A 17,611-nucleotide genomic window follows, 5' to 3' on the forward strand; every position below is an offset into this window, starting at 1 on the left:
CCCGGCAGCACGCGCTTGCCCTTGAGGTCGATCACCTTGGTGCCCGGGCCGGCCAGCGCCATGATCGTCCGGTCGTCGCCGACGGCCAGGAACTTTCCGTCCTTGATGGCAACGGCGCTTGCCGTCGGGTTGCTGCGGTCGAGCGTGGTGACAAGGCCGTTGTGCAGGATCAGGTCGGGCGTCATCGAGGTGTCTCCAGTCTGTTGGGCGTGTGTCGCGGTTGCCCTGCCCAAGGCTAGGGCGGCAGCGGTTGCGCCGAGAAAATTGCGCCGTGTAGGCATTATGCTGGTTCCTATCTATGGAGTTGCTGCCCGGCGCCCGAATACCTGCGCTTGACGTGGTCGCGGAGCCCAGAAGGAAGATGGCAGGATCGACATGCCGCCGCGCAGCAGATGACGGCGCCAATGTCAGGGGAAGGAGCGGGTAAAATACCTGCGAAGGGGCGCGCCAAGCTGCCCGCAAGGTCACGCGATCAACGAACTGGCTGTCGAGCGGGCAGACGGCGCTAAGGTAGGTGAGATCAGAAGGCTGCGGGACGGTGGCGTAGCTGCCAGGATCATCGGCTTCTCCCAGATCAGTTGCCGGTTGCGGGACTGTTTCTCCAATATTGCTTTTATTCCACTGCAGTTTCTTGTCGGGAATGTCTGCCTTTTGAAGATTCTCACGTTTAAGCAGCGAAATCTAACTCTGTGGACGGTCCGGACGTTTTTCCCTGAACTTATCGCTGGTTGCGCCGCCAAGGTTGAGCCGGGGGCGGAGGCTTGTTCATCGTGCTTACCTTCATGCAGCCAACGGTCGCTCCCGTTTGGCCGATTCAGGTGCGCCGGTCACGCCGGAAACGAGCAGGCGTGATGCCCGCTATCAGGGAAAAGCTTCTGGTCAGATGGCTTTGGTCGGCAAAGCCACAGCGAATGGCGATTTCGGCGATTGGCAGATCCTGGAGCAGCAATTCCTTGGCACGGGCTATGCGGTATTCGGTAAGCCAGCGTAGTGGTGTGCGGCCGAAGCTCGCCTTGAAGGCTTGTATAAAGTAGCTTCGAGACAGCTCGCAGCTTTTCGCGAGCTCCATCATCGATAGGTGCCCGTCGAGCTGCGAGGCCAGGTACTCCAACGCGCGCTTTTCCTGCCAGGGAGCCAGTGTGCCCTTGCGCTCGCCCGGAAAATACAACCCGCCGTATTTCTGCACGAGATGTGTCATGATGGCGAGCGTGACTTGATCGATGAATAGCCGACTGGCCTGTTTTGGCCGCTCCAGCGCGGGCAGCAGCGCGTGGGCGAGGCCGAGAATGACGGTGTCGACTGTACCAGGAGGGCATTCGAAGCCCATGAGGTCGGGCCGCCCGATTTCGGTTGCGAAGTTGCGCACATGCCGAAAGGGAATCCGGAAGCGCACGTTGTCGAAGGGCGATAGATGATGGCAGCGCCATTCCTCGCGCAGGTCCGTGATGGCAAGCGCCCCCTCGGGATGGCCGCCTTCGAAAATCAGCGACTTACCACGCCAAAGCCGATGTAACCGAAAGTCGCGCAATTGCGTGATAATGCTGAAGGCGTCCTCGCGTGCGTTGGCCGGGCTTGGTGCCAAGTCTTCCCGATCGGACTTCAACCGCATTATGGAGATGGGAGACGCATCGATGATCGCTCGGCGTATGGGGTCCGGCTCCTGGGGCTTTTCTGGGGCGGACTCCCTGTACATCGTGCACTCCCAACTAACAGGCGAACGAAAGATTGCCCAACTTTCTTCGTTCAAGCAATTGGACTAATGGAGGCCTCGCCGCCGCCAAACTGAAGGCGTAACGCCAGTTTCACCGACAAATACCCTCTCAAAATGTCCGAGGTCGTCGAATCCGCACGCATGCGCAACGTCCTCCAGCGAGAGGGCATGGATGGCAAGGTGTGATTTCGCCCTGCCGATTTGCGTGGCGATTGGCAGTGGAGTGGTTCCGGGTTCCTCCCGCATAAGAGCCCCTTGCACCTTGCCAACGCTTTCCTCGATCGGCTCGCCATAACGGTGCAGGAGGTGGGCGCAGATGGCGACCGCTACGGGTCGCAGGGGCGCCGGCGCCGTTCCGGTGCCGGCAAAAAATGCAAGCAGCGCGGTACCGAGATTGCGAAGCACCGAATCCGGTTCGCCGCGACGGCAGATCAGGCGTCGTCGTCCGATTTCCGGCGATAGCTCCGCAGTCTCGCTGAAAAGGGCCTTGGGTAGCACAAAGGCCAGCGAGCGCAGCCGACTGTTGAGGCGAATGGCAGCCCCGTCCGCGAGATCCACGAGGCAGATCGTACCGCGCGCGAAGTGGCGAACCTTAGTGCAGGAGCCATCCGCCCGAATGTCGGCGTGTTCGGCGTCCTCCAGATAGAGCATGAGGAAATAGGACTCGGAGACAGGGAGCCGAACGTCGTTTGCTTCATCGGCCCTTGCTTCATCGGCCCTGGGTTCCCGGCAAATACTGGTCACGGAAAAGGTCGCGTCGCGGATTGGTACAGTGGTCAAGCATGGGGCCTCAGGCGTTCCGAAGCAGACGCCCACGCATGCCATGTCTTTGCTATTTAAGTTCAAGGACAATCCCTTGGCGACATTTAAGGAACGATCTTGCAGAAGCAGGTTCTGCGCCCGGACTGTATTCCAGGCTGGGCCAACGTGCAACGCGAAGACCGATTGAACGCGCGTTCAACGAGAATTGTCGAGATCGGCTCCGACGTCTTTCGCCTCGTCTATGTTCGCAGTTTGCCTGCCAGGAACGAGACGAAGCGTCGGACCTTTACCGCGATATGGCGATTGGCCGGATAGACCGCTTGCAACTGTATCGTGCTGATATGCCAATCGGGGAGGAGACGTACCAACCGGCCCTGCCTGAGGTCTTCGCCAACGATAAAGTCGGGCAGGAGGACGATACCGACTCCCAGCAAGGCGGCGTCGCGCAGGCCAAGGCTGTGATTAAGCTCCAGCCGGGGCACGATGGGAATGCGAAACTCCTCATCGTTCCTTCTGAACGGCCAGATCCGCCCCCATCGTAATTCGGCGAAGTGTAGGCAGAAGTGGTGTGCCAGGTCGTGCGGCGTCTTCGGCGCACCATGCTCGGCTAGATAGGCGGGTGACGCGGAAATCACGAGTGACGATGTCGCCAGTTGCCGAGTGATGAGATTGATGTCGACTTCGAGGCGTCCTCGGATTGCAAGGTCGAAGCCATTCTCGACCAGGTTTACGGCCCGATGCGACAGGTCCAGTTCGATGGACACGGCCGGGTTGAGCCTGAGGAACTCCGAAACTGCCGGCACGATCACCAGATGCCCGAGATCGGGCGGCGCCGACACCCGCAACCGTCCGACGGCTTCCTTCTGGAACGAGGTTGCCGTCCGCTCCGCCTCCCTTATCTGCGGCAGGATACCCGAAAGGGCTTCACGGTAAGCGGCGCCCGCCTCGGTAAGAACGATCTTGCGCGTCGATCTCTGAAAGAGGCGGATGCCGAGGCGATCCTCGAGCTGCCTGACCTGGGCTCCCACCGTCGCGCGCGACATGCCCAGTTCGTCCGCAGCCTTGGTGAAGCTGAGATGGGTGGAAACCGTCAGAAAGGCGGCAATCCCGTCAAGCGGATCCAGCGATTTCATGAGCGCGATTATCCGTTCAATGATGTCAATTCATCGCTCTTATCATGAGACGAAGCACAAAGTAATCGATGGGTGTCCTCAAGCAGAAGGAGACCCGACATGAAGACATTCACTTACGCGGCGGTATCGCCGCCGGGACATGGAATGCCGGCAGCGGCGTTCGGCAACCACGTGATACGCATGATGGCCGACAACACAGGCGGCGCGCTGGGCATGCTCGAGGCCATCGTGCCGCCCGGGGAAGGCTCGCCGCTTCACGTGCACGAGCGCGAGGACGAGTTCTTCCGTGTCCTGTCCGGTTGCTTTGGCTTCTGGTGTGGCGGCGACTATGTCGAGCTCGCAGAGGGCGGCTGTATCGCACTGCCGCGCGGCGTGCCGCATCGCTTCCGGAACATCGGAGAAACGGAAGGCCGCCTCATGGTCGTCGTGACGCCGGGCGGGTTCGAGAACTTCTTTCCGATCATCGACCTCTGCAAGCCCGAAACGCCCGAGGAGATCGCCTCAATCGCGATGGGTTTCGGCCTGACCTTCCTGCCTGAGCGCAGTCTCAAGGTCGCCTGATCCGGCGACAGACGCCCAAACACAGTGCCGACTACCTCGACAACGGTCCATCGAAAGGAGACCGAAGGATGACACACGCGCCTTCACACGAATTCGGAATGAGCCTGACCGCCGGCCAGTTGGACGCCTATCTCGCAAGGATCCGGGTCGACCGGCCAGTTTCTCCCGACCTTCAAAGCCTGTCGAAACTTCACCGCGCTCACCTCATGACCTTCACATGGGAGGCGCTGGATGCCTTCATGGGATGGCCGTCCTCGGTCTCCCCGGCATCCGCCTTCGCGAAGATGGTGGAGGGCAGGCGCGGCGGCTGGTGTTACGAGATGAACGGTCTCTTCGGCGCAGCACTTGACGCGCTCGGTTTCCGGGTAACCCGTCTTTGCGGTGCCGTCGACCGCGAAAGGCTGGGCAACATCTCCATCGGCAATCATCTGACCCTGCGTGTCAATCTCGACCGCCCCTATCTTGCCGAGGTCGGCGTGGCCGACGCCATCGTCGAACCTGTGCCGATTGCTGTCGGACCGTTCAGCCAGCGCGGTTTCAATTTTTCGATCATGCCGGCGGAGGACGGCTGGTTGCGCTTCAACAACCATGTGCACGGCATCGCACACAGCTTCGATTTCCGCGCCGATTACAGCTGCGAGGCCGCCATGGCCGCCACGCATTCGTGGTTGATGCGGGACCCCGGGTCGCCATTCACAAACGCGCTGGCAGTGCTGCGTCATACCGCGGACGGTTATGTCGCCCTACAGAATGATCGCTTGCGCACGGTCACGCCGGGCAGCGTTCGCGAACATCGCATCACAAGCGCGGACCATCTCGCGGACACGTTTGAGACCGTTTTCGACCTCGAGATCCCCCGGCCCGAGCGGATCTGGGACAAGGTCCAGGCGATTGGCCGCGGCAAGGCGGCCTGAAGGCGCGGCACCAATATTCTGGGGTTCGAAGAAACGTCTATCCTTCGCGCAGTCTAGCGAATATTGCCGCGCTTTCGCAGGAGCATAGGCACGACCTCGGCAGATCGAGTGGGCTGTTCCATCTCATCGGCGGGCCTGCCGCCGGTGTCCTCGCCGATCGCCGCACTGCCCATACGCTTGTCCCCGGACAAAGCCGGTGACGGCGTGATCATCCGGAGTAATTCCGGACGCAGACCGTCGCCTCGCTGAGGCGATGGAATGCAAAACCTCGCAGCAATGTCATCATGGCTGGTCCCTCCGTTGTGATTTGAAGCGGACTCTTCAGACCGCGTTGATGGTCCTCAGCGTCGTGGAATAGCCCCGGAGTGCCGCGCGCCGTTTTCACGCTGACGGCGGGCGGCGGCGATTTGTTGCCAACCAAGCTCCTGCGCATGGTGGATATGAGAGGCGTCCACTTGCAGCTCCGTCGGATTTGCCAACGACGATACGGCTGCCGCTCGGGCACATGCGCTCCGAATATTGCTTTCAAATCGAAATTGGCCGTTCACACGGGACGAGACGCTGACGACCAGCATTTCGATTTGAAAGCAAGGACCGGAGAGTGGCGCAACGCATCAGCTTCTAGACTCGTTTCACAACGAATGAAGAAGGTAAGACGATGCGTGAAACTATTCGATTTGCATGGGGCGCCAATTCCCTTGGCGACTTTGTTGTCGCCATGTCGAACAAGGGGATTGTGGCGCTTGAATTCAGCTCGATGCGCACTGCGATGGAGGATGCATTGAGTATTCGTTTTGCGGAAGCTGAGCTTGAACGCGCCCAGCAGGAACTTGCCGGCGTGATCGAAACCGTGGCCGGCGCGATCGACGATCCGGCCAAGGTTTGCGATCTGCCACTCGATCTGCGCGGGACGTTGTATGAGGTCCAGGTCTGGCTCATGTTGCGGGAAATTCCTGCTGGCCAGACCACGAATTATGGGGCGCTCGCGGCCAAGCTCGGTTCGCGTGATCCGCGGGATGCAACAGCTGCGATCGCCACGAACCCGATCGCCGTGATCGTGCCGTGCCATCGCGTCATCAAGAAGGATGGTTCGATTTCCGGCTATCGATGGGGCGTCCGACGCAAGCGTGCTCTGCTGGCACGCGAGCAGCGCGTCGTGGGGGAATGAGATGTCGGATGCTCGTTCCGCAGTCTCGCCGTGCGGGCGTATCGCCGAGCCGCTGCAGGTCATCAGGCTGTCGATCGATTCCGTAGATGCGGCCCGTCGGCAATTCCCAGGCTACAGGTTGACGCGGCTGGTGGGGGCGCGGCTTGAGCTGCCCGTGGCGGGTGCGTCGAAGCCGTTCGACCATCATTTGCGCCATGTGATCGCGCTCTACGAGCTTGGGGCTCTGTTTCGCGATGACGGGCACGCGCCCTACCATCATGCGATGGGGCCGACCGGCTACGACTATCATCGAGACGAAGTGAACCCGCACGGCATGGAGCGATGGCGGGCCGACTATCGCGCGATGCCTGATGTCAGGCAAATGATGGCCGCTTCGCTCCTATGGCTCTATCGGGCAGGGAAAGACAATGTCTGGCTGCGGCGGGTGCCTTGCATCTGGCACGCCGCCGAGGCGATTGCCTGCCTGCGCGCCAACGGTGCGTATGAGGATTGGGCGCGGCTCTACGCGCTTTATCCTGGTAGTTGCGGCGATCCGCTCTGGCTGCAGGCCAGGGGCTCCAGAAGGGCGGCCGGCGCTGCGAAAACTGCGGCGCCGGCATCGCGGGCTCATCGCGCGTCGTGGAAAATGATCCCGACGGTGTGACGCATGCCGGATCGGACGCGGCTGACACCGTGGCGCAGGTTCACGCGGTAGTTTCCCTTCGTTCCCTGGACCGGACGATTGTGGACGGCGAAGGCGACGGCGTCGCCCTGTCTGAGCGGCACGACCTCGACGAGGCTTTGCATACGCGGCCGCTGTTCGGTCAGTGCAAATTCGCCACCCGTGAAGTCGCGGCCCGGCTCGGAGAGCAGGATCGCCACCTGGATCGGGAAAGCGAGATCGCCGTAAAGGTCCTGGTGAAGGCAGTTGAAGTCGCCGGCAACATATTGCAGCAGCAGCGGCGTCGGCCGGGTCTGGCCGGCATCGTGGCATTGCTTGAGGAATGCGGCATGCTCGCAGGGGAACCTCTGGTCCAGTCCCATCCGTTCGTTCCACACGTTGGCGACACCGGCAAGGCGCGGGTAGAGCGCGGTGCGCATGCCGCCGATGAGATCGGGCAGCGGATATTTGAAATAGCGATACTCGCCTTTTCCGAAGCCGTGCCGCGCCATGATGATATGGCTGCGGAAATGGCTTTCGTCGGCGTAGAGCGACGCGACGCTGCTGCATTCCTCGGGTGTTAGAAGTTGGGGAAGGACAGCGCAGCCGAAGCCGTCGAGCTCGCAGGCGAGCGCCTTCCAGTCATAGGCAGCAATCCGTGCCGCCGCGGACGCATCCGCAGAGGCCGGTACCATGTTGATCGCAGTCTTGTTCACACCGTGGCTTCCTTCTCTATGAGGGTGCGTTTGCGCTCAAGGCCCCAGCGATAGCTGGCGAGGTCGCCGTCGGTGCGCACGACCCGGTGGCACGGAATGGCGAGCGCAATGGGGTTGGCGGCGCAGGCGCCGGCGACGGCGCGCGGGTTCGCGAGCGGACCAATCCACTTGGCGAGTTCGGTGTAGCTCACCGTCCGGCCGACGGCGATGGCCTTCAGCTTTTCCCAGACGTGGCGCTGAAACGGCGTGCCGCGCATGTCGAGCGTCAGCTGAAGGCCGCCGGAAGGCTTGGCGATAAAGCGCAGGACTTTCGCAACCTCGTTCTTCACCATAGTTTCGCGCGCGATTAGCGTGGAGTGCGGGAAGCGATCGGCAAGATCCGCCTCCAGCTCTTCGGCGTTGTCGCCGAGCAGGATCGCGCATACGCCCTTGGCGCTGCGCGCGACCAGCACCTTGCCGAGTTCGCAGTCGGCGACCGCGTAGGAGAGAACGGCGGCGGCCGTCGAAGGGGAATTCTGCGGCGATTGCAACCGCAGCGCGTCAGTCTTGATAATGAGGTTCATCGTCGTAGCTCCTTGTTCTGTCCTCACGATCGAGACTACTTTTCCGGTCATGCTGCCGAACTCCGATCCTTGCTTTCAAATCGAAACTCTGCTCGCGCTGATGCAAGAGAATGAAGAATGCCGGGCACGGCCGATCAGGCGAGTCTGAGGATGGTGGTTTCTGCGAGAAGATAGGTCTCGCCGGAGGTGAGGCGGGCTTCGACCTCGCCGTGGTCGCACATCTCCAGCTCGGCATAGCCGGCGGCCACGAGTTGGCCGACATACTTCATCACCAGCGCCTTATCCGGGTCGCCTGGAGTAGCGAGCATGTCAATCGCGTCCTGGGTTCCGGGCAGTTTGCGCCGGCTTGCCTTGGCGTCGAATCCGCCCCGCGAAAACATCAGCGTCAGTTCCTTGTCTTAGCCGTTGCGCGTCGGATCGCGAAAATCCGAAAATCGCATATCGACTTTCCGACTAACGACACACTTGGCCATGGGTTCGTTCTGGCGGTTTGTTGTCATCAAACTGAAGAAAGATGAGCTATAACGCTCCCCGGAAAGTGAGATTGATGCGCATCCGTCCGACAGTCTCATGGACGCCATCCTTCAATTCGGGCACGCTGTGATAGAAGAGCCGCGACGGGCCGCCCCAGACCGCCACGTCGCCATGCCGCAGCGCGTACTTCTTCACAGGATCATTCCGCTTCAGGCCGCCGAACTGGAAAGTCGCCGGCAGGCCGAGCGAGACCGACACGATCGGATTGGCGAAGTCGCGTTCGTTTCTGTCCTGGTGCAGCGAGAGGCGGGCGCCCGGCTCGTAGCGGTTGATCAGGCAGGCGTCAGGGCGGAAGTCCGGATAGCCCGCCCGTGTCGCCGCCTCGACAGCCAGATCGAGGAAGCATTCCGGCATGGCCGGCCAGGGACGGCCTGTTTCCGGATCGTTGCGATCGTATCGATAGCCGGTACGATCCGTGACCCAGCCGGCCGTGCCGCAATTCGTCATCGCCACCGACATGGTGAAGCCGCCCGGTGTGACCATATGTCGGAATGGCGACTGGCTGGTGATGTGGCCGAGCGCGGCGAGCAGATCCTTTTCATAGGGAAGTGCTGCGCCGCGAAGCAGCATGGCCCCCTCCGCCATGATCTCGGTTGCGGGATCGGCGGGGGCAAGCATGTCAAACAGATCGGGCATCTTCGGGCCTAATGCGTATGGTGATGATCGATGGGTGAAAGGCGGGCCGGTAGCCTGCAAGGAGCGCCATGACCGTCGATGGTGGTGTCAGAAGCCAATCGGCGTCGTGGAGGATTTTGGGCCTGTCGTAGCCGTCATTGGCCCAGCGATACGCGAGGCCGGCGCGCAGCGTGTAAGCCTCATCCTTGGACACAACGACCGCGCCGTCAGGCAGGTCGGACAACAGAAGGGCGATCGGATGCAAGCGCTTGTGGCCGCGATCGAGGCGCTCGGCATGCAGTACGGAATCCATATGTGTAGCCGAAGGAGGCGCCTCTTTCTTCGCCGACGCCCAGCAGGCCCGGAAGCGTTCCGCGGCTTCGCGCCGGCAGAGGAAGCAGGGACGATGGCCGGCGGCGAACGCCACGGCCTCGTCGAGGAAAAACAGCTCCGTCCAGCTCCGGCGCGCCATCACGTCCCGGCGCCAACCCTTGAATTCGCAGGCGCAGACGAGCCAGGTTTTTGTTGCCCAGCGCCTGGCCAGCAATGTCTTCGTTGCCGGATCGTGGATGATGCCGCGATTGCCGGTAAACAGCCCGCGCTGAGTAATGGCGACGATATCACCGAAGGGCGTGACGCGGTTTTGAAGGGGCATGATGTACTTTCCGGAGCCGTATTTACTTCAACACGTTTCCGCGCTCGCGCGGGATGCGCCACCGATACCAGGCCGCGACCGTGCGATGGGGCGACCAGGCCTTCGAGAGCTCGCGCAACTGTTTCGGTTTCGGTTGCTCAGGCAGCGATTTGAGGACGCGGTAGCCTTCGCGGACACCGAAGTCATCGACGGGCAGGATATCCATCCGCTCCAGAGAATACATCAGCAGCATTTCGACGGTCCAACGGCCGATGCCCTTGATGCCGACCATGCGGTCGATCAGCGCCTCGTCGTCCATGGTGGCGGCGATGTTGCGGGTGGGGATCAGGCCATCCAACGTTCCCTGGGCGATCGCCTTGATGGTGGCGATCTTGCTGGCCGAGAAGCCGCAGGTCCGAAGCTGGTTGAACTCGGCCTCGATTAGGTCTTCCGGACTTGGAAAATCGCGATCATCGAAGAGCCTCTTGAGGCGTCCAATGATGGCATCGCCAGCTTTGGCCGTCAGCTGCTGGTAGGCAATCGCGCGAACGAGCGCCTCGTATGGTTCGCGGGCGGCCTTGGGATCGTGCCGGCAAGGGCCGACCAATTCGATCAATCTGGCCCAGTCGTCATGGCTGGAGAGGAAGGCAACAGATTCATCGTAGCGAGAGGGCAAATTCATAAGGACGCCTTGCATTCGTCGGCAACCGCGAAGCGCGGCCGGTTGTAGGTGGTCAGGATGTGGCCGCGGCGGAGCGGCGGTTGCGGCCGTGACGTCATGCGGTCTGAGGCGATTCCCGATCGAGCAGGGCACGCTTGCGTTCGACGCCCCAGGCATAACCGGAAAGCGCGCCGTCGTTGCGCACAACGCGATGGCAGGGAATGGCGACTGCGATATTGTTTGCGGCGCATGCTCCGGCGACTGCCCGCGTGGCGCTCGGCGATCCGATACGTCGGGCGATTTCAAATAGGACACACGCGCGCCGACAGGGATCTCCTGCAGGACCTGCCATACCCGGCGCTGGAACGCCGTGCCGCGGACGTCGAGCGGCAGATCGAGGCCAACGCTGGGGTTTTCGACGAAGCCACAAACGCGGGCGATCAGAGCCTCGTATTCGCGGTCCATGCCGATCAGGCGCGCCTTCGGAAAACGATCCTGAAGATCGCGAACCAGCTCGTCCGGATCGTCTCCGAGTAGGATCGACGCGACGCCTTTCGTGCTGGACGCCACGAGGATTGCGCCGAGATAGGACTGGCCGACCGCAAACTTGATCTCCTCGTTGGCGCCACCCGCACGGTACTGTGTCGGCGTCATGCCGAGCATACCGGTCGACTTTTCGTAGAAGCGGCCGCTGGAATTGAAGCCGGCGTCATACATCGCCTCGGTGACGCTCGTGCCGGTTTCGAGGCCCGCACGCACTTTCTTCGCGCGGTGGCCGGTGGCATAGGCCTTCGGGGTTAGCCCCGTCGACGTCTTGAACATACGATGGAAATAGCTCGGACTGCGGTCGACAGTAGCCGCCAACTCTTCCAGCGACGGTTCCTCCTCGCTTTCCTCGATGATGCGGCAGGCCTTAGCGATTAGCGCGGCATTCTCGCATTCGAGCGAAGGGCCGTCGGGGTTGCAACGTCGGCACGGACGAAAACCGGTTGCCCGTGCGCTTTCGAGCGTATCGTGCAGCGCGACGTTCTTCGGGTTTGCCGTGCGTGACGGGCAGGAGGGCCTGCAATAGATGCCAGTTGTCGAGACGGAATACCAGAAACGACCGTCGGCAGACTTGTCGCGAGCTACGATCCGCGCCCAGCGGGGGTCGTCCCCCATGAAAGGAGGTGAGGTGTGAAGGGTTGGTGCGGGCCGGATGTTCATGTCCATGGTCTTCTACTCGGATCTGTTCTGGCTCGATCGTGCCTCCGGACCGTCTGGTCACACTCCGATCCTTGTTCTCGAATCGAACAAAACCCACCCGAATCTTGCGCAGGGGGTCGACGGGTCGCCGGGTTCCCGGGGGCACGCACCTTCAGTGCACAGGCAACCAGCGCGAGCAGGAGAGCGTTTTGAGGCTAGGCCGCACGCGTAGCTTCGAGCGGGGCGATGAAACATGCCATCGAGGCTCGCACGGGGAGCTGTGCGAGCCTCGATGGCTTCGATCAGGCCTTCCGGATCAGCCCAAGCTGCATCATCGCGGTCAGACCGTCGTCGAGGCCATGCTCTTCGACGATCATGCCGTCGACCACCTTCAGAACAGTCTTGCCGGTAAAGTGCATCTTGCGGCCGGTCGCCGCAGGTACGCCGCCGAGCAAGAAGTCGTCGAAAGCCGGACCGGTGTGGGTGCCGCCGCCTTCCCACTGGCCGACCACATAGTCGCCCTCGGCAATCAAGTCAGCGGTGCCCCAGAAGTTGAGATCGGGGAACGCGGCGCGAAAGTCGGTCATGAACGCCTTGATGTCTTCGCGGCCACGGCGCGGTTCGTGCAGGGAATATTGCAGGAGCATATCGGGCGCCGCGATCTCATCGATAACAGCAAGATTGGCGTCCTTGCCCCAGAATTCGGTGAACCAGCGAACGACGACGGCCTTGTTGTCTTCTTCGTTGCTCATGGAGATATCCTCTTTTCAAAATCGGGCGACCATCGAAACCGCTCGATGACCTGATGAAAGGGATATGTGAGCTTGCCGGGCGCCAAACTCCGGTTCTTATCTTCGAATTGGAAACGGCGTGCGAGGTGAGCGCTGGCGGTTACCGCATGGGGGAAACGGCCGTGCAGGTGATGGCCGGCGCCTCCATCAAGAGCAGAGATTGAATCATCCGACCCTTCGCGAATATGCCTTGACCCACTAGGCGCAGCACCGCTTTTCATTGGACGCGTGTTCAGCCAGCCACCGGTCTCGAGGCTTGCAGCTCGCGGGGCGGGGCGTCAAACTGACGTGGAGAGCACCGTCTTCCGCGACAGGATCGTTTGCGCAGAACAACTGCATCGGGCGGACTCCATCGCTCACTTCGAAGGTCAGCTTGGCGGAACCGTCAAGACGGACGTGCTCGGAAACCTTGCGGACAATGGCCGAAAATTTGCCGGCCGTCATATGGGTCCGTTCGCCCTCTTCGATGTCCCACAACTGCACGAAGATTTCAGACCAAGCCTCCGGGTTAGCGCCGCAATCGAGCGCGGAGAACTGGCCAGCCTTGACCTCAGTTACATGGTAGCCGGCCTTTACGGGCTTTCCGTCGTAGGCGAACACCAGTGGGAGGTCCGCGGCGTCAGCGATCCTTTCAAGCAACTCTCCGAGCGAGATGTCAGTTTTGTTGGAATGGCTATTGTCGATCCTGCTCATTTGCGTCTATCCTCGATTTCAATGATTAAAGGATTATTGAAATATGGATGATCGTCAAGCCCTCGCGTCCTTTGCGGCACTTTCCCAGGAGACCCGGCTCGCCATCGTAAGAACGCTGGTCGTCGCCGGCCCTGAGGGCCTGGCCGCAGGTGCGATTGCGGAGCGCATGGGCGTTTCTCCATCGAACGTCTCGTTTCACCTCAAGGAACTCGAACGCTCCGGCCTCATCTCCCAGCGCCGCGAGTCGCGTTCGATCGTTTACAGCGCAAGTTATGACACGCTGGCTGACCTGGTGACGTTCCTGATGGAGGACTGCTGCGCAGGACATCCCGAAATCCGCGGCTCGGTCGAGCGATCCGCTCGTTGCTGCCCAAGCGAAGCGTAGACCGCCGAGGAATACGTCATTGCATACGAACAAGGTTCCTGCGGGCATCGTCTCCGCTCTCGGTGTCACGCAGATTATTGGCTACGGCACTCTCTATTACTCCTTCAGCATCCTCGCGCCAGGAATGGCCAAGGACCTGGGCATCAGCCTGGAACGGGTCTTCGCCGTCTTCTCGGTCTCCCTGTTCATTGGAGGTCTTTCCGCTCCGTTCATCGGCAGACATATGGACAAGGTCGGCGCGGCGACGGTGATGACGGTTGGTTCGACCCTTGCGGCGTTCACCCTGGCGCTTTGCGCGTGGTCGCCGTCCGTAGCGTTCTTTGCCCTTGCAATCATCCTGCTGGAGGTGTCCTCCGGCATGGTCCAGTATCAGGCAGCCTTCGCGACGCTGGTCGAGAGCGAACCCCGTTCAGCCTCCCGCAGCATCACCTATCTCACACTGATCGGCGGCTTTGCTTCGACCATCTTCTGGCCGATCGCCGCGACACTGATCAGGTACCTGTCCTGGCGGGAAATCTATCTGCTGTTCGCGGCGCTCAATCTTCTCGTCTGCATGCCACTTCACTACTGGATCATGCGTGCCGGAAAGGTCGGCTCCAAACTGGATGAGACAAGAACCCGCGAAGTCGTCGTCGGCGCACTTGAGCCGCAAGCGCGCCGCCGCGGGATGTTGCTGGTCTCCATTGCCTTCTCGCTTTCGGGGTTCACTCTCGCGGCAATACTCGCCCACATGGTGCCGATGCTGGGCGCGATCGGACTTGGCAGTGCGGCGGTCGTGATCGGATCGCTGTTCGGCCCGGCACAGGTCATGAGCCGCCTGATCAACATGGCCTTCGGAAAGGGCCTGTCGCCGCCCGCGCTTGCGATCGTCTCTGCGGCGCTCATGGTCCTCGGTGCGGTATTACTCGGGGTGTCGGGTGATTGGTTGCCAGGCGCGGTGGCTTTCGCCGTCTGTCTTGGCCTTGGGTCCGGAATCAACAGCATCGCTCAAGGGAGCCTACCACTCTATCTGTTCGGGTCCGCAGGCTACGGAGCGATTACAGGAAAGATGGCTGCGGCCAGACTGGCGGTAGGTGCCGCCGCCCCCTTCGCGTTCGCCACGGCGATGGAGAATCTCGGCATCGCTGCGGCGCTGTTCGTCAATGCCATGCTTGGTGCGCTCGGTATCGCTGCATTCGTCGCAGTGGCCGTCTCTACGCGCAGCCCCACGAAGACTGAGTGACTAAATCGACCTCAACGACACCCGCTTTTCAAGTTCGGCAGCGTTTTCCTTCCGCTCGCTGTAGCGGTCGGTCAGGTAGGCGGAAGCGTCCCTCGTCAGCAGCGTGAACTTGACCAGCTCTTCGCACACGTCCACGACGCGGTCGTAGTAGGAAGACGGCTTCATCCTGCCGTCCGCATCGAACTCCTGGTAGGCCTTGGCGACGGACGACTGGTTCGGTATCGTGATCATCCGCATCCAACGGCCGAGCACGCGCATCTGGTTCAGAGCGTTGAAGGACTGGCTACCCCCGGAAACCTCCATGATCGCCAGCGTCTTTCCCTGCGTCGGGCGGATCGATCCGAGCGACAGGGGAATCCAGTCGATCTGGGCCTTCATGATGCCCGTCATTGCGCCATGGCGCTCGGGGCTGACCCAGACCTGTCCCTCCGACCATTGCGACAGCTCGCGCAGTTCCTGCACTTTCGGATGGCTGGTCGGAGCCGCGTCGGGAAGCGGCAATCCTCTCGGATCGAACATACGCACCTCGCACCCCGAACTCTCGAGAAGTCGTCTGGCTTCGTGCGCGAGCAGCCGGCTGTACGACACCTCCCTGAGCGAGCCGTAGAGGATCAGGATGCGCGGCTTGTGCGTCGAAAAGGCGGGACGCAACGCGTCGAGGTCAGGCTGGCGAAGATGCGGCGACTGCAATGCGGGAAAGGTCTCAGACAATGCGCTTTCCCTCCTGATCGAGGACCTGCTCGCCGTCTTCCTTGAAGAAGGCTCCCTTGAAGGCATCCGGCAGGATGTCGAGAACGACCTCCGAGGGGCGCGCGAGCCTTGTGCCGAGCGGCGAGACGACGAACGGCCGGTTAATGAGGATCGGATCCTTGAGCATGGCATCGAGCAACTGGCCGTCCGTCAACTTCGGATCGTCGAGACCCAGCTCCACGTAAGGCGTACCTTTCTCGCGGATCGCCTGCCGAACGGTCAGCCCGGCGTCGGAGATCATCCTTGCCAGTTCCTCGGGCGAAGGCGGAGACTGGAGATAATCGATGACGGTCGGTTCGATCCCGGCTGCGCGGATCATCTCCAGCGTGTTGCGGGACGTGCCGCAGGCCGGGTTATGATAGATGGTGACGTCCATTGTCATGTCCTTTCGGTGATGGTGTTCCGGGAAACGGCGGGTGCTGCCTCGTACCAGCCCTTGGTGCGGTTCACGGCCCAGACGACCGTGAGCATCACGGGAACCTCGATGAGCACGCCGACGACCGTCGCCAGCGCTGCACCGGACTGGAAGCCGAACAGGCTGATTGCGGCCGCGACCGCGAGTTCGAAGAAATTGCTGGCCCCGATCAGTGCCGAAGGTCCGGCGACGCAATGGCGCTCGCCCGACATCCGGTTCAAGACATAGGCCAGCCCCGAGTTGAAATAGACCTGGATGAGGATGGGGACGGCCAGCAGCGCGATGATCGTCGGCTGGGCGATGATCTGCTCACCCTGGAAGCCGAAGAGGAGGACGAGCGTCGCCAGCAGCGCGACAAGCGAAAGCGGCTGCAGCTTCCCCAGCATGACGTCCAGCGCCCTGGTCGTGCCGTCAACCGTTAGTCGACCTCTCAGAACCTGCGCGATGATGACCGGGACCACGATATAGAGGACGACCGATAGAACGAGCGTGTCCCACGGTACGGTGATGGCCGACAGCCCGAGCAGGAGCCCGACGATCGGCGCGAAGGCGACGACCATGATCGCATCGTTGAGCGCGACCTGGGAAAGCGTGAACAGCGGCTCGCCGCGCGTCAGATTGCTCCAGACGAACACCATCGCGGTACAGGGCGCGGCCGCAAGGATGATCAGGCCGGCGATGTAGGAGTCGATCTGATCGGCGGGCAGATAGGGACGGAACAGCCATCCGATAAACAGCCATCCCAGCAGCGCCATGGAGAACGGCTTTACCGCCCAGTTGATGAACAGGGTCACGCCGATTCCGCGCCAATAGGTGCTCACCTGCGCCAGCGAGCGGAAGTCGATCTTGATGAGCATCGGGATGATCATCAGCCAGATCAGGATGGCGACGGGCAAATTCACCTTGGCGATCTCCGCCGCGCCGATGGCCTGGAAAACACCGGGCATCAGATGACCGAGGGCGACGCCGACGACGATGCAGAGAAAGACCCAGATGGTCAGGTAGCGTTCAAACGTCGACATTAGCGGACTTTCCTTGGCTTGCCGTCGAACCTTCCATCGCGCCGATCTGGCTGAGCTTCGTTTCGAGCGCCAGGTGATCGATCGATGCCAGTGGGAGGCTGACGAACACCATGATCCGGTTCTTGAGGAAGCGGGCGGCTTGCGCGAAGGCGCGCTGGATTTCGACCTCGGTGCCAACAACGGCGGCCGGGTCTTCGACACCCCAATGCGCGGTCATCGGATGTCCGATCCATGCCGGGCAGGCCTCGCCGTGTGCGCTGTCGCAGACGGTGAAGATAAAGTCCATTTCGGGCGCACCAGGCTCGGCAAAGACGTCCCAACTCTTGGAGGAGAAGCCAGTTGCCGGATAGCCGAGCGCTTGCAGTTCCCTCAGAGCATGCGGATTGATCTCGCCTTTGGGCTGGCTGCCCGCGGAGAATGCCCTGAACCGTCCGCCACCCTCTTTGTTGAGGATGGATTCGGCGAGAATGGAACGCGCGGAATTGCCCGTGCACAGGAAGAGCACGTTGTAGGTCTTGTCGGTCATGGTCGTTGTC

Annotated in this window: 22 protein-coding genes and 1 pseudogene; 6 read left to right on the forward strand and 17 right to left on the reverse strand. The window is 61.5% G+C overall.

The window, feature by feature from the left end; all coding sequences use genetic code 11:
- From BLU35_RS08315 to BLU35_RS08330, 4 genes are all read right to left on the reverse strand, one after another.
- A partial coding sequence (locus tag BLU35_RS08315) for a hypothetical protein (protein ID WP_210185121.1) occupies positions 1–185 on the reverse strand: 185 nt, incomplete at its 3' end.
- 629 nt (positions 186–814) lie between these two features.
- Complete coding sequence (locus tag BLU35_RS08320; protein WP_093232722.1) at positions 815–1,693, reverse strand: helix-turn-helix transcriptional regulator; 879 nt, start codon at positions 1,691–1,693, stop codon at positions 815–817.
- A gap of 63 nt (positions 1,694–1,756) precedes the next feature.
- On the reverse strand, positions 1,757–2,362 hold the full coding sequence (locus BLU35_RS08325; protein ID WP_176907171.1) for a helix-turn-helix domain-containing protein: 606 nt from the start codon (positions 2,360–2,362) through the stop codon (positions 1,757–1,759).
- A gap of 350 nt (positions 2,363–2,712) precedes the next feature.
- The gene (locus BLU35_RS08330) at positions 2,713–3,606 is read right to left on the reverse strand and encodes a LysR family transcriptional regulator (protein WP_093232724.1); all 894 of its coding nucleotides are present in this window, start codon (positions 3,604–3,606) and stop codon (positions 2,713–2,715) included.
- Positions 3,607–3,705: 99 nt separating this feature from the next.
- On the opposite strand from BLU35_RS08330, the gene BLU35_RS08335 reads away from it, so the two are divergent.
- From BLU35_RS08335 to BLU35_RS08350, 4 genes are all read left to right on the forward strand, one after another.
- Positions 3,706–4,167 carry a cupin domain-containing protein gene (locus BLU35_RS08335; protein WP_093232725.1) on the forward strand — a complete coding sequence of 154 codons (462 nt, stop codon included), beginning with the start codon at positions 3,706–3,708 and terminating at the stop codon, positions 4,165–4,167.
- 98 nt (positions 4,168–4,265) lie between these two features.
- Positions 4,266–5,081: an arylamine N-acetyltransferase family protein gene (locus BLU35_RS08340; RefSeq protein ID WP_286161472.1), complete on the forward strand. Its 816-nt coding sequence runs from the start codon at positions 4,266–4,268 to the stop codon at positions 5,079–5,081.
- 658 nt (positions 5,082–5,739) lie between these two features.
- Positions 5,740–6,249 carry a methylated-DNA--[protein]-cysteine S-methyltransferase gene (locus BLU35_RS08345; RefSeq protein ID WP_093232727.1) on the forward strand — a complete coding sequence of 170 codons (510 nt, stop codon included), beginning with the start codon at positions 5,740–5,742 and terminating at the stop codon, positions 6,247–6,249.
- A gap of 1 nt (position 6,250) precedes the next feature.
- Positions 6,251–6,892, forward strand: a complete 642-nt coding sequence (locus tag BLU35_RS08350) for a hypothetical protein (RefSeq protein WP_093232728.1) — start codon at positions 6,251–6,253, stop codon at positions 6,890–6,892.
- Here the strand turns inward: BLU35_RS08350 and BLU35_RS08355 are convergent.
- The 9 genes and pseudogenes from BLU35_RS08355 to BLU35_RS08395 all read right to left on the reverse strand — a co-directional run bounded on the left by BLU35_RS08355 (position 6,856) and on the right by BLU35_RS08395 (position 13,281).
- Positions 6,856–7,584 (reverse strand): 2OG-Fe(II) oxygenase, encoded by a 729-nt coding sequence (locus tag BLU35_RS08355; protein ID WP_093232933.1) that lies wholly within the window; start codon positions 7,582–7,584, stop codon positions 6,856–6,858. The genes BLU35_RS08350 and BLU35_RS08355 overlap by 37 nt on opposite strands.
- Before the next feature lie 17 nt (positions 7,585–7,601).
- Entirely contained in the window at positions 7,602–8,168 is a 567-nt protein-coding gene (locus tag BLU35_RS08360; RefSeq protein WP_093232729.1) for a methylated-DNA--[protein]-cysteine S-methyltransferase, read from the reverse strand.
- 134 nt (positions 8,169–8,302) lie between these two features.
- Positions 8,303–8,476, reverse strand: coding sequence for a hypothetical protein (locus BLU35_RS35590; protein ID WP_158539481.1), 174 nt, complete (start codon positions 8,474–8,476; stop codon positions 8,303–8,305).
- Between the two features lie 211 nt (positions 8,477–8,687).
- Positions 8,688–9,338, reverse strand: coding sequence for a DNA oxidative demethylase AlkB (gene alkB, locus BLU35_RS08370; RefSeq protein WP_093232730.1), 651 nt, complete (start codon positions 9,336–9,338; stop codon positions 8,688–8,690).
- A complete protein-coding gene (locus BLU35_RS08375) occupies positions 9,322–9,972 on the reverse strand; it encodes a hypothetical protein (protein ID WP_093232731.1) in 651 nt (216 codons plus the stop codon). The genes alkB and BLU35_RS08375 overlap by 17 nt, the downstream gene beginning before the upstream one ends.
- 22 nt (positions 9,973–9,994) lie before the next feature.
- Positions 9,995–10,789: a DNA-3-methyladenine glycosylase family protein gene (locus tag BLU35_RS08380; RefSeq protein WP_093232732.1), complete on the reverse strand. Its 795-nt coding sequence runs from the start codon at positions 10,787–10,789 to the stop codon at positions 9,995–9,997.
- Positions 10,728–11,818: pseudogene (ada, locus tag BLU35_RS08385) on the reverse strand (bifunctional DNA-binding transcriptional regulator/O6-methylguanine-DNA methyltransferase Ada). Before ada ends, BLU35_RS08380 begins: the two are co-directional and overlap by 62 nt.
- Before the next feature lie 281 nt (positions 11,819–12,099).
- Positions 12,100–12,549 (reverse strand): ester cyclase, encoded by a 450-nt coding sequence (locus tag BLU35_RS08390; RefSeq protein WP_093232733.1) that lies wholly within the window; start codon positions 12,547–12,549, stop codon positions 12,100–12,102.
- A gap of 237 nt (positions 12,550–12,786) precedes the next feature.
- Positions 12,787–13,281, reverse strand: coding sequence for a DUF6428 family protein (locus tag BLU35_RS08395; RefSeq protein WP_093232734.1), 495 nt, complete (start codon positions 13,279–13,281; stop codon positions 12,787–12,789).
- A gap of 43 nt (positions 13,282–13,324) precedes the next feature.
- On the opposite strand from BLU35_RS08395, the gene BLU35_RS08400 reads away from it, so the two are divergent.
- Positions 13,325–13,666: an ArsR/SmtB family transcription factor gene (locus tag BLU35_RS08400; RefSeq protein ID WP_058322565.1), complete on the forward strand. Its 342-nt coding sequence runs from the start codon at positions 13,325–13,327 to the stop codon at positions 13,664–13,666.
- Positions 13,667–13,685: 19 nt separating this feature from the next.
- Positions 13,686–14,888 (forward strand): arsenite efflux MFS transporter ArsK, encoded by a 1,203-nt coding sequence (gene arsK, locus BLU35_RS08405; RefSeq protein WP_093232735.1) that lies wholly within the window; start codon positions 13,686–13,688, stop codon positions 14,886–14,888.
- Here arsK and arsH read toward each other — a convergent pair whose 3' ends face one another.
- Genes arsH through BLU35_RS08425 form a run of 4 tightly spaced genes read right to left on the reverse strand, consistent with a single transcriptional unit; the run spans position 14,889 to position 17,601 of the window.
- On the reverse strand, positions 14,889–15,617 hold the full coding sequence (gene arsH / locus BLU35_RS08410; RefSeq protein ID WP_286161484.1) for an arsenical resistance protein ArsH: 729 nt from the start codon (positions 15,615–15,617) through the stop codon (positions 14,889–14,891).
- Positions 15,592–16,014 carry an arsenate reductase (glutaredoxin) gene (arsC, locus tag BLU35_RS08415; RefSeq protein WP_176907176.1) on the reverse strand — a complete coding sequence of 141 codons (423 nt, stop codon included), beginning with the start codon at positions 16,012–16,014 and terminating at the stop codon, positions 15,592–15,594. Before arsC ends, arsH begins: the two co-directional genes overlap by 26 nt.
- Positions 16,015–16,016: 2 nt before the next feature.
- A complete protein-coding gene (gene arsB / locus BLU35_RS08420; RefSeq protein ID WP_058322561.1) occupies positions 16,017–17,075 on the reverse strand; it encodes an ACR3 family arsenite efflux transporter in 1,059 nt (352 codons plus the stop codon).
- Complete coding sequence (locus BLU35_RS08425; protein WP_093232738.1) at positions 17,062–17,601, reverse strand: arsenate reductase ArsC; 540 nt, start codon at positions 17,599–17,601, stop codon at positions 17,062–17,064. Before BLU35_RS08425 ends, arsB begins: the two co-directional genes overlap by 14 nt.
- Positions 17,602–17,611 lie beyond the last annotated feature (10 nt).

The sequence above is a fragment of the Sinorhizobium sp. NFACC03 genome (genome assembly GCF_900103435.1).
GTDB lineage: Bacteria > Pseudomonadota > Alphaproteobacteria > Rhizobiales > Rhizobiaceae > Ensifer.